The organism is Yoonia sp. (assembly GCF_036007805.1).
GTDB lineage: Bacteria > Pseudomonadota > Alphaproteobacteria > Rhodobacterales > Rhodobacteraceae > Yoonia.
This window is the reverse complement of sequence record NZ_DASYOK010000176.1, coordinates 1-10510: the sequence shown is the minus strand read 5'-3', so window position 1 is coordinate 10510 and position 10510 is coordinate 1. Positions and strand designations below refer to the sequence as shown.

At 60.6% G+C, this 10510-nt stretch carries 12 protein-coding genes and 1 pseudogene; 5 read left to right on the top strand and 8 right to left on the bottom strand.

All coding sequences use genetic code 11. The annotated features are described in order from the left end of the window. Positions 1–1688, bottom strand: a pseudogene (locus tag VGP75_RS10320) (reductive dehalogenase domain-containing protein); the annotation flags it as partial. A 40-nt stretch (positions 1689–1728) separates the two neighbouring features. Here VGP75_RS10320 and VGP75_RS10315 point away from each other — a divergent pair. Continuing rightward, positions 1729–2451, top strand: coding sequence for an HAD family hydrolase (locus tag VGP75_RS10315; protein WP_327543583.1), 723 nt, complete (start codon positions 1729–1731; stop codon positions 2449–2451). Positions 2452–2485: 34 nt separating this feature from the next. Here the strand turns inward: VGP75_RS10315 and VGP75_RS10310 are convergent, their stop codons facing one another. Further along, the gene (locus VGP75_RS10310) at positions 2486–3478 is read right to left on the bottom strand and encodes a zinc ABC transporter substrate-binding protein (protein ID WP_327543582.1); all 993 of its coding nucleotides are present in this window, start codon (positions 3476–3478) and stop codon (positions 2486–2488) included. Positions 3479–3547: 69 nt separating this feature from the next. Here VGP75_RS10310 and VGP75_RS10305 point away from each other — a divergent pair, with 69 nt between their 5' ends. The 4 genes from VGP75_RS10305 (at position 3548) to VGP75_RS10290 (ending at position 6133) form a co-directional block, all read left to right on the top strand. Continuing rightward, positions 3548–4027, top strand: a complete 480-nt coding sequence (locus VGP75_RS10305) for a transcriptional repressor (RefSeq protein ID WP_327543581.1) — start codon at positions 3548–3550, stop codon at positions 4025–4027. Then, on the top strand, positions 4024–4767 hold the full coding sequence (locus VGP75_RS10300; RefSeq protein ID WP_327543580.1) for an ATP-binding cassette domain-containing protein: 744 nt from the start codon (positions 4024–4026) through the stop codon (positions 4765–4767). The genes VGP75_RS10305 and VGP75_RS10300 overlap by 4 nt, the downstream gene beginning before the upstream one ends. Beyond that, positions 4768–5565: a metal ABC transporter permease gene (locus VGP75_RS10295; RefSeq protein WP_327543579.1), complete on the top strand. Its 798-nt coding sequence runs from the start codon at positions 4768–4770 to the stop codon at positions 5563–5565. It abuts the gene before it with no gap. Between the two features lie 91 nt (positions 5566–5656). Continuing rightward, positions 5657–6133 (top strand): CAP domain-containing protein, encoded by a 477-nt coding sequence (locus VGP75_RS10290; protein ID WP_327543578.1) that lies wholly within the window; start codon positions 5657–5659, stop codon positions 6131–6133. Position 6134: 1 nt separating this feature from the next. Here VGP75_RS10290 and dtd read toward each other — a convergent pair whose 3' ends face one another. The 6 genes from dtd to VGP75_RS10260 form a co-directional block, all read right to left on the bottom strand. Beyond that, positions 6135–6572: a D-aminoacyl-tRNA deacylase gene (gene dtd, locus VGP75_RS10285; protein ID WP_327543577.1), complete on the bottom strand. Its 438-nt coding sequence runs from the start codon at positions 6570–6572 to the stop codon at positions 6135–6137. Continuing rightward, positions 6569–7474, bottom strand: coding sequence for a carbohydrate kinase family protein (locus tag VGP75_RS10280; RefSeq protein WP_327543576.1), 906 nt, complete (start codon positions 7472–7474; stop codon positions 6569–6571). Before VGP75_RS10280 ends, dtd begins: the two co-directional genes overlap by 4 nt. 17 nt (positions 7475–7491) lie before the next feature. Next, positions 7492–8595 carry a TFIIB-type zinc ribbon-containing protein gene (locus VGP75_RS10275; protein ID WP_327543575.1) on the bottom strand — a complete coding sequence of 368 codons (1104 nt, stop codon included), beginning with the start codon at positions 8593–8595 and terminating at the stop codon, positions 7492–7494. Next, positions 8595–9017 carry a hypothetical protein gene (locus VGP75_RS10270; protein ID WP_327543574.1) on the bottom strand — a complete coding sequence of 141 codons (423 nt, stop codon included), beginning with the start codon at positions 9015–9017 and terminating at the stop codon, positions 8595–8597. Before VGP75_RS10270 ends, VGP75_RS10275 begins: the two co-directional genes overlap by 1 nt. Then, positions 9014–9514, bottom strand: coding sequence for a cytochrome b/b6 domain-containing protein (locus VGP75_RS10265; RefSeq protein ID WP_327543573.1), 501 nt, complete (start codon positions 9512–9514; stop codon positions 9014–9016). Before VGP75_RS10265 ends, VGP75_RS10270 begins: the two co-directional genes overlap by 4 nt. A 64-nt stretch (positions 9515–9578) precedes the next feature. Then, the coding region (locus VGP75_RS10260; protein ID WP_327543572.1) for an SPFH domain-containing protein at positions 9579–10510 on the bottom strand (932 nt) is incomplete at its 5' end.

Sequence of the window (10510 nt, the reverse complement as noted above, 5' to 3'; positions counted from 1 at the left end):
GGGCATTCGCGGGCGCATTTGTTGCAGGCGTCACAGAATTTCTGCAGTCCAAAGTCGATGGGTTTGTCATGCGTCATCGGCATGTTGGTGGTGACAACGCCGGATTTCAGGCGCGGCCCGAGGAAGGGGTTCAGGATCACCTCGCCAATCCGGCTGACCTCGCCCAAACCCGAGAGCAGCAAGAGCGGCGGGTGCAGGACCTCTTCGTCCATCACCGAATGGACGCGCGCGGTATAGCCCAGATTGCGCAAATGCTGGGCCAGCACGCCACCCAAAAGCGAGAAGCGCAAATAGGCGCGCATGGATTGCGCACAGGCGATCCAGTCGTCGCCCGAGGCGCCTTCCATCGTTTCATGGCCTTGGTCGATGATCATGGAAATAGCGTGATCGTGGTAGGGGGTGATCGGCGCGCCGGTGGTATCGTGGCTGTAATAGGTCCAGTCGGGGCAGGCCGACAGGCCCACGGCATCAACGCCCAGAAAGTAGAGTGCTGCCTTGATATTCGCGGCGTTGTTTTCGGGCGTGTCCTTTACGGGGTCGCCCACGGCTTCGCCGTCTTGCAGCAGCACAAAGGCCCCCAGCGATGGCCGGAACGCAAAGGCTGCCGCCGATTTGCGCACGTAGTTGCCGTTCTTGGTGGCTTCTTGCACCTGCTTGCCCATATCGCCGAACAGGCCACGCACGAACATATTCGCACGTTTAGGCACGCGGGCGACGTTTGCGCGGTCGATGTAGGTCGTGGGTTCCTCCACCCGTTTCAGCGTCTCGAAAGGATGCGGGCCAAGGGCGAAATCGCGCTTGGCAAAGGGGTCGCGGGTCTGTGCGGTCTTGGCATGGGTGCCAAGGCCTGTTTGATAGCTGCGCGGCGCTTTTTGTCCCGGCGCAAGAGGTTTGTCCGGTGTCATGGCCAGCGTGGTCGTGACCGCAGCCAACCCGTAGCGATCGCCGGTGAACGGGTTGATCAGCGCGCCGTCCTCCAGCGCGACGAGGCCCGCAAGGGCCGCAAGAGCGCCCAGATGCACATCGGTGGCGGCCATCGAATGGGCGCGCGCCTCATGGCCCAGCGTGCGGATATAGCTGGCCAGCGTGACGGCGGTTTCCATCCCGCGCAGGCAGGCCCGCTGGGGCAGCGCATCCTTGATCCAGCGGGTCCCCTGTTCGCCCTCCTTGGGCGCGCGGGGATCTTCGTAAAGAAACACCAGCGCATGGGTATGATGGCGGCAATCGGCGGGAGGCAAAGACATGCTTTCCCGCAATCCTGCCATGATCACGTCAATCCCGGCGGCAAGCGATTTCGGCTGCATGGTGCGCAGTTTATCTGCAAGCCTGTCCACATCCGGATTGGTGATCGGGGTTTGCAGCCAAGCAGCTTCGGGCACTTCGCACACACCCACCATGCTGGCGTCACAGTAATATCCGAAGGCTTTGAGATGATTGGCTCTTTCCGTCAGGTCTTCAGGGATTTCGGCCATCTCGCGCTTGACCATGCCGTCGCGGGTGGCGTCCAGCATCGCCTGATAATCCTGCATCGCGCCGATAATGCTTTTGCGATCGTCCGGCCTGCGAAAAGACACCGGATCCATCCGCGGAAGCGCTGACAGATCAACATGATCCACACGCCGCAGGCTCTCGAGCGGGAAGCCCCCCAGATGCATTGGCCGTGTGCGGTAGGAACGGAATTTCAACATAGGTTGACACCGTCGGGCGGGCAGGGTCCGGTGTCAATGCATGATGAAAGGGCGCGCTGTGATCAAAGGTATCATTTTTGACAAGGACGGGACGTTGTTCGACTTCAACGCCACGTGGGGTGCGTGGACGCGCGGGATGCTCGACGCCGAAGCAGGCCATGATCCCGTGCTTTTTGCACGTCTGGCGGATGTGTTGGGATATGATGTCCCCGCAGCGACGTTCCGTCCCGAGAGCATCGTCATCGCGTCCACGGCTGGCGAGGTGGCGGAGATCATCAGATCGGTGTTGCCTGATCTGGATGCCGACGCGCTTTTGTCACGGATGAATGCGGCGGCAGCCGCTGTGACACAGGTCGAGGCGGTGCCGTTGCAGAGCTATTTTGCGGGATTACGTACCGCAGGTCTGCGTCTGGGCATCGCCACCAATGATGCCGAGGCCCCCGCGCGGGCGCATCTGGCGCGCGCAGGCGTCACGCAGCATTTCGATTTTATCGCTGGTTACGACAGCGGGCATGGCGGGAAACCCGCGCCCGGACAGCTTTTGGCCTTTTGCGCGCAAACAGGGCTGGGCGCAGAGAATTGCCTCATGGTCGGCGATAGCACCCATGATCTTCATGCAGGTCGCGCGGCAGGGATGCGCACGATCGGCGTGCTGACAGGCCCGGCGCCGCGGGAAGAATTGTCACCGCTGGCCGACGTGGTCTTGTCGTCCATCGGTGACATTCCGGCTTGGTTGCGATCCGAAAGGCTTTTGCCAGAGTGAGGTCACATTCGGGTAAGGTGGATCTTGATCCACCTTACGTATTGGGCCCAAGGCAGCCTGCAAATTGCGCGGCAAGCCGTTCCAGCATTTGCCCGTAAAGCGCAGGTCCTGCCGCGAGGCCGGCCCCGACACCGTCGATCGCTGCCGTCTTTGCAGAGGTGCCCTCGATGATAACAGTCGCCCAACGGTCGCCGATTTCCGCATCACTAAAGACGCAGACCACATTCTGCGCGGCCATCTCCTCGCGCAATGCGGCGATCTGCGCAGGCCCGGGTGTGCGTGCATCAATGCCGGAAATCGCGGCCTGTGCTGTCAGCCCGAAGCGTGCCTCGAAATACTGATAGCCATCATGCGGCAGGATATACGCGCGCTCTGACAGGCCTGCCAATTGTGCGGCGAGGTCCGCCTCAAGTGCAGCAAGGGCGGCAATCGTGGATTTGGCGTTGGCGGCATAGGTCGCGGCATTGTCCGGGTCGAGCGTGCTCAACTCGCTCGCAATCGCGGAGACCCATGTTTGGGCGACAACCGGATCAAGCCAGGCGTGCGGGTCATAGTCGCCGTGATCATGGGCATGATCGTGTCCGTGGTCATGATCGTCATGCCCGTGATCGTCGTGCCCGTGATCGTCGTGTCCGTGATCGTCGTGTCCGTGGTCATCATGGCCATGATCCTCATGCCCGTGATCACCTTTCCCGCGGGCTTCCAGCTTTTCCCAGCCGCCAACCTCAAGCAATTCAAAACGCGGGGCTTGCGGGGCGAGCGTTTCAAGCGGCTCTTCCAGCCACGGTGTAAGACTTTCACCGACCCAGATCACCAGATCGGCTGCGCCCAACCGTTCCGCATCGCTTGGGCGGAGCGCATAGTCATGCGGGTCAGCACCGGGTGGCAAAAGAACATCGGGCTGGCCAAGATCACCCATGACTTGTGCTGTCAGGCTGTGAATGGGGGCGATATCCGTCATCACGCGCGGCACGTCGGCCAGCGCGACGGAAGGAAGAAGGGAAAATGCGGCAAGAAAACGAATCATGGTGCGGTCCTTGTTCTTTGAAATCGCCATCGCTATAATGTGTATGTTATAACATAACAAGGGGCGATCATGCCACAGGAGACGCTGGGCTTTGCCAGTCACGACCATAGCACTTGTGTCAGCTCTGCAATGGCTGCGGCCGAAGCCGCCTGCAAGGAACGCGCGGTGCAACTGACGCCTGTGCGCCGGCGCGTGCTGGAGATCCTGTTGGAAAGCCATGCCGCGATGGGGGCCTATGACGTTCTGGCGCGTCTGGATGCCGAAGGGCTGGGGTCCAAGCCGCCGGTCGCGTATCGTGCGCTTGCGTTTCTGGTCGCGCAGGGGTTTGTACACCGTGTCGAGCGGCTGAATGCCTTTATTGCCTGCACCCATCCTGGCGCTGCCCATGATCCGGCGTTTATGATTTGCCGCAGTTGCGGCAAGGTTGCCGAGGCGCAGGCCAACGCCGCGATGAACCAGACAGCGGCCTTGAGCGGATTTCAGGTTGAACAGACCGTTTTCGAGGCCGAGGGGCTGTGCCCTGACTGCCAGACAAAGGATGCGGCATGAGCCTGATTGATGCGCGCCACATTGAGTTTTCACATGGTGGCCAGAAGGTTTTGCAAGGGGTGAGCCTTGCGCTTGAACCCGGCGAGATCGTCACCATTGTCGGACCAAACGGATCGGGTAAATCAACGCTGCTGCGTGTCCTGATTGGCGCCCTGAACCCGCAGAAAGGCACTGTGACACGCCAAGAGGGTTTGCGCATCGGCTATGTGCCACAAAAGCTGCATATTGATCCGACCCTGCCGATCACGGTGAACCGGTTTTTGAACCTGCCGCACCCGGTAGACCCCGACGCTGCGAAAGAGGCGTTGCGCACGGCGGGTGTTGCGGGCCTTGGTGCGCAGCAGATGTCTCAGTTGTCGGGGGGGCAGTTCCAGCGGGTGCTGTTGGCTCGCGCGATCTTGGGCAGGCCGGATGTCCTGATGCTGGATGAGGCGACACAGGGCCTCGATCAGCCGGGATCGGCTGCGTTCTATCGACAGATCGAGGCGGTGCGGCGCGATATCGGTTGTGCAGTGCTGATGGTCAGCCATGAATTGCACGTCGTGATGAGCGCGTCCGACAGGGTGATTTGTCTCAACGGGCATATCTGTTGTGAAGGCACCCCCGAGGTGGTCTCGGCCGCACCCGCATATCGCGAGTTGTTCGGGACAGGCACGGGCGGTGCGCTTGCGCTTTATCGCCATGACCATGATCACGGGCACGACCATGATCACCACCATCACCATGAGGCGGCGGAATAAATGCTGGATGATTTTCTGGTGCGCGCGGCACTTGCCGGTGTCGGGACAGCGATTGCGGCTGGCCTGCTGGGCTGTTTTGTTGTCTGGCGGCGCATGGCCTATTTCGGTGACGCGACGGCCCATGCAGCCGTGCTGGGCGTGGCGCTGGCGCTGCTTTTCGGCACCTCGATCACCTTGGGGGTGGGCGTTGTTGCCTTGGCGATGGCCGTCTTGATCCACGGGCTCAGCAGTCAGGGTGCCGCGGTCGATACGATGCTGGGCGTCCTTGCGCATGCCGCTTTGGCCATAGGTTTGGTGGCTGTCACCCTGATCCCCGGCCAAAGGGTTGATCTGGATGCCTATCTCTTCGGTGATGTCCTGAGCGTGACGCGCGGCGATCTCGCGGTGATCTGGGGCGGCGGGGCGCTGGTTGTCGCCGCACTCTGGTGGCATTGGTCCGCGATGCTGACGGCAACGCTCAGCCCTGACCTTGCCTATGCGGCAGGCATCAATCCGCGCCGTGAACAGCTGGTGCTGACGCTCTTGCTGGCGGCGGTTGTGGCGGTGGCGATCAAGGTTGTCGGCGCTTTGCTGATCACGGCACTTCTGATCATTCCGGCAGCCGCTGCACGCAACTATGCCAGCACACCGGAACGCATGGCGTTTCTGTCGATGGGAATCGGTGTGCTCTCGGCCGTGGGCGGATTGCGGCTTGCCGTGATCTTCGATACGTCCGTCGGCCCTATGATTATCTGCGTTGCGGCGACAATCTTTGCGATAAGCGCGATTAGTTTCCAATTGCGTCGGTTCGGCATGTAATCGCCGCTTCTGCGCCTCAGAGTCGCCTTTGCGTTGCCGCGTTGTGCTGGGACCCTTACCGTGGTTTTACTAAATCGACGGGATCGAATTTATGACTCGCTTTGCTCGCTTCATGGCCGTGATGGCGCTTTCTTTTGTCGGTACGTCAGCGGCCGCTGCCGATTGTGTCGCCCCCCCGAACGTCAACGAACTGGCCACCCAGATCGCTGCTGGCCTGAACCAGAGCCGCCGCGCCAACGGTGAAGCGCCGCTGCGTTTCAACCGCCAGTTGGGGCAGGCTGCGATGGTTCATGCCTGTGATATGCTGGTCAACAACTTCTTCGATCACCGTGGGTCGGATGGCACCAACTCGCAGGCGCGGGTCAAGCAGGCAGGGTACAACGATTGTATCGTCGCCGAGAATATCGCCTGGGGCTATCCCCGCTCCGAGCAGATTGTGGATGGCTGGCTGAACTCACCCGGTCACCGCCGCAACATGCTGCACCCCCGGATTGAGGAATTCGGTGTTGGCATCACCCAAGGTCCGCGCGGTCCTTACTGGGTGCTGGTCGTCGGCAAGCAGTGCTAGGCTAAACGTCCAGCCAGATCGTCACCGGCCCGTCATTGGTCAGGCTGACAGCCATATCAGCCCCGAATGATCCGGTCGCGGTCGCGATACCCAGCGCTGCAGTATCGTCAACAAACTGCTCATAGAGCGCACGCCCGACATCGGGTTTGGCCGCCGCGGAAAATCCGGGGCGGTTGCCGCGTGATGTATCAGCCGCCAGCGTAAACTGGCTGACGATCAATGCTGCCCCGCCTGTATCCAGCAAGGATTTGTTCATCTTGCCCGCATCGTCGGTGAAGATGCGCAATTTGCTGATTTTTGCAGCCAGTGCCTTGGATTTCGCCGCGTCATCGCCTTCCATTGCACAGATCAGGATCAGCAGTCCCGGTCCGATCGCCCCAATCTCGGCACCATCCACATGAACTGCAGCTTGGGTGACGCGCTGGATCAGTGCCCTCACAGCTCGGACGTCCAGGGTGGATTGGCACCGGCGCGGCTGACGGTGATCGCGGCCACTTTGGCCCCGAAAGCGGCGGCGGCGCGCAAATCGTCTTCGCTGGCGGTTTTGATCCCTGCTTTCGTCAGGTGGCCGCTTTTATGCAGTTGCGCCATAAAGCCCGCGCTGAATGTATCGCCAGCGCCCACAGTATCGACGACCGCCGCTTTCTCGGCAGGCACATCAAACGTGCCATCCTTGGTCACGATGCTGACGCCTTCGCCGCCTCGTGTCAGCAGAATGACCTGCGCGCCGGTCTGTGCTAGAAAGCCGTCTGCATCAGCCGTCCCCATGATCCACGCCAGATCCTCGTCCGAGGTCTTGATGATGTCTGCCACCCCCATCATCCGCGAAAGACGTGCGCGATAGGCGGCTTCATCCGTGATAAACGAAGGGCGGATGTTAGGGTCGATCATGGTCAGCTTTGTTGAGGCCTCGCGCAGCATCAGCGCTTCATAGGCGGCACCGCAGGGTTCGACCACGAGGCTGATCCCGCCAAAGAACAAAGCATCTGCCGTCACATTGGGCAGATCATCGCTGGTCAACATGCGGCCAGCAGTGTTTTCGTCATAAAAGGCGTAGGAGGCATGGCCATCTGTCAGTTTGACAAAAGCAAGGGTGGTTGGGCGGTCCGAGATGGCAGCGGGACCGGCATCAACCTGTGAGGCGGCAAGTCCTGACCGGAGGACATCGCCAAAAAGGTCGGACGAGAGCCCTGAAAAGAACTGCACAGGGGCATCCAGACGCCCCAGCGCAATGGCCGTATTAAAGACCGAACCGCCCGCATGGGGCGCAAAGGCGCTCTCGCCCTCCGCAGTCTCGCGCGGCAACATGTCAATAAGCGCTTCTCCACAGCACAGGATCATCACGGAGGCTCCCTCTTTTATTGACTGTTAGCGATAACAAATCCTGCGATAAGCGCAAGGATAAGTCCTATGACAACAGCAAAGGCGATCTTCCACGCGGAATACGGCCGCTCACCCTGTACACGCCCCGTGCGGCCATTCACGACAAAGCGGTAGGTTTGCCCGCGGTATTTATACGCCGCAAGCCAGACTGGCAGCAGGATGTGTTTGAATGTCACGTCACTGACAACTGTGTTCACGCTGCTGACACGCTGGGCATCGCCACCGATATCATATTTCACATCGCGATGGATCATCCGGTCCATATAGGCGCGGGCCTCGGTGAACCCGTCTGTCAGTTCCACCTGATAGCCCTCGGCGCGGAAACCGGCCAGATATTCGGGGTTGTAAGGTTCCAAGGCCGACAGATCCCAAGGCTCTAACCCGTCAGTGTATTTCTTGGGTAGCGACCGGGACGCCAGCACCAGAACATCATCAAAGAACCGCGCCACGCGCCCCGAGGCGGGCCGCCAGCGTGTTTTGCGCACGCGGACCTGACGGCGCTTGCCATCGCGTATCACGGTGCGGGTTTCATAATAATGCGTGCCGCGCTGGCCTGTGTACTGGCTCTTGGTGTCGGCATCGAAGGTCCAGTAGGGGACATAGATGCCGTTCATCTTGCGGCCCTTGCGCGCGTAATCCGTCAGGCCGTTTGGTGCAAACCAGAGGCTGCCAAGCCAGGTTATCAGGGCCTCGCGCGCGGCCCCCTCATCAAGTGCAAAAGGTAGCAGGCCACGTGGTTTGATATGTCTGTGGGTGCCGGTGTCAGTGACCACAGGGGAGGCGCAGAACGGGCACTCGGCGGCGTGGATATCGGGGTCAAACTCGGTCTGGGCGCCGCAGTTGGGGCATTCATTGACACGGGTTTCCTCGATATCGGCATCGTCGAGCCGGTGTTGCACCGCGCGCTGGAAATCCAGCTCGACAATCGCACCTGCCCAAGGGCCCGCGCTCTCGATCGGCTGCACGTTGCCGCAGTGATTGCACTTGAGCTGATGATCTGTGGGATCGAACCGCAGGTCCGAGCCGCAGCTTTCGCAAGGAAAGCGGTGTTCGTTTTCAGGTGTTTGTCCGTCAGCCATCACAGTATCTTATGCATAAAGCGCGGCGTCATGACCCGCAGCGCGCCATCAAACAGCACGTTGTGCCGCCAAAAGTGGAACAGCCCGTGCAGGGCCCCCGCGCCGAGTAAAACGAGAAGCGCCACCCAGCCTGTATCATGGGGCATCCAGCCCAGAAGGGCGGCTGCGTTCAAGGCCACAGTCACAGCCAGCACCGCATACATACCGCGATGCATCCACGGGTAGGCCGTGCGCAGCGGCCCTTGCAGTTTGGGCCCCGGTTTGCACATCATCCCTTTCACCAGTGCCAGGCCAACCCAGAGCCCGCCGCCGATGACAAAGGCCCAGCGGACCCATGGCTCAGACGTGCCGCCTTTGACCATGACAAGCACCAGCATCAGGATGCTCCAGTGCAGGATAATTGTGAGTCTGCGTCGCGTCATAGGAACCTGTGCAATGCTTTGGGCGCCATTATCCGCAGCGCGTTGTCACGCAAGCGATAGTGGCGCCAGAGGTGGAACAGCACGTGAAACCCCGCGATGACAGCCAAAGTATAGAACTGCACTTCATGAACCATGCCGATGAAATCATTCGCCTGCGGCATATTCAGGGGCGGTGCAATCGGCACGATCCCCCCCGCCCAAAGCAGGACAGCCGATGTCAGCCCCAGACCAAAACCTGTGAGGGCTACACAGAACACACCCCAGATCAGCACTTTATGCAGAAGCTGGTGAAGCGGGCGCGCCTTGGCGGGCAATTTCGGGCCGGGGCGGCTGGCCAGACCTTTGCGCATATAATCGACGGTCCAGAAAAGCGCCAAGCTCACAAAAAGCAGCCCCATCACTGAATGGAATTGCACTGCAGCAGGGCCGATGCGTTGCACGTCAATAGGCTGCACCACAACGAACCAGACAAACAAGGGCACCATCATCCAGTGCATCCACTTGAGGTAGACGCGCCGGTGCGGCAGCCTGGCCTTTATGGTCGCAAGGGCAGAAATCGTCTCAGGTCCCCGGCGGTGGTGGCGGCATAATGGTGAAAAGCTGGGCCAGTTCCATGACCTCGCCCGCTTCCATCCAGCCGTCCTGACCTTGGGTCCAGACCATACTGTCACGGCTCAACGTGCCTTCGGTGACCATGCGGCCCATCGCGGCCTTGGAGAAGGGGCCGGTCACCTCGCCGCCCTTGGCGATGTGCCAGACGTGCTCGACCGGTGGGGGTGGGGGTGCTGCGGCAGCAGGGCTTGCACCCCAAGGCCCTTGGTTCGCCATCTGCCCGGCCATCGCCATGCCCATGCCGGCACCAAGACCTGCGGCCATGCCGCCGCCCGCAGGATTATTCGCAGCGGATGTCATCGCCTCGGCTGCGGAATATTGGGTGAATTTACCCAGATCACCGGCCAGCCCGAGCGAGGTTCGCTTGTCCAGCGCTTCCTCGACGGCGGCAGGCAGGCTGATGTTCTCGATATAAAGTTCAGGGATCGTCAGGCCGTATTGCTTCATCGTGGGGTCAATGGCCGAGGCAATCAGTTTGCCCAGATCAGCGGTATTGGCGGCCATATCCAGCACCGGAATACCCGATTGTGCGATCACGCGGGAAAATTCCTGCACGATGATATTGCGGATCTGATAGCTGATCTCGTCCATGGTGAATTCGCCATCGGTGCCGACGATTTCGCGCAAGAACACGGCAGGATCAGCAACCTTGACCGTATACGTGCCGAAGGCGCGCAGGCGGGTGGGGCCGAATTCAGGATCACGCACCATGATCGGGTTTTTCGTGCCCCATTTGAGGTTCGAGAAACGGGTGGTGTTGACGTAGTAAATCTCGGACTTGAAGGGGCTTTTGAAGCCATGATCCCAATGTTGCAGGGTCGTCATGATCGGCATGTTGTTGGTTTCCAACATGTACAGACCGGGGGTGAAGACATCGGCCA

What these genes read in the sequence shown, in the direction of transcription:
- VGP75_RS10305 (WP_327543581.1), top strand. Translation starts at nt 3,548, where the DNA reads ATGCCACAGGAGACGCTGGGCTTTGCCAGTCACGACCATAGCACTTGT.
- VGP75_RS10280 (WP_327543576.1), bottom strand. Translation starts at nt 7,474, where the DNA reads ATGATCCTGTGCTGTGGAGAAGCGCTTATTGACATGTTGCCGCGCGAG.
- VGP75_RS10290 (WP_327543578.1), top strand. Translation starts at nt 5,657, where the DNA reads ATGACTCGCTTTGCTCGCTTCATGGCCGTGATGGCGCTTTCTTTTGTC.
- VGP75_RS10295 (WP_327543579.1), top strand. Translation starts at nt 4,768, where the DNA reads ATGCTGGATGATTTTCTGGTGCGCGCGGCACTTGCCGGTGTCGGGACA.
- VGP75_RS10310 (WP_327543582.1), bottom strand. Translation starts at nt 3,478, where the DNA reads ATGATTCGTTTTCTTGCCGCATTTTCCCTTCTTCCTTCCGTCGCGCTG.
- VGP75_RS10315 (WP_327543583.1), top strand. Translation starts at nt 1,729, where the DNA reads ATGATGAAAGGGCGCGCTGTGATCAAAGGTATCATTTTTGACAAGGAC.
- VGP75_RS10270 (WP_327543574.1), bottom strand. Translation starts at nt 9,017, where the DNA reads ATGACGCGACGCAGACTCACAATTATCCTGCACTGGAGCATCCTGATG.
- VGP75_RS10275 (WP_327543575.1), bottom strand. Translation starts at nt 8,595, where the DNA reads ATGGCTGACGGACAAACACCTGAAAACGAACACCGCTTTCCTTGCGAA.
- VGP75_RS10300 (WP_327543580.1), top strand. Translation starts at nt 4,024, where the DNA reads ATGAGCCTGATTGATGCGCGCCACATTGAGTTTTCACATGGTGGCCAG.
- VGP75_RS10265 (WP_327543573.1), bottom strand. Translation starts at nt 9,514, where the DNA reads ATGCACTGGATGATGGTGCCCTTGTTTGTCTGGTTCGTTGTGGTGCAG.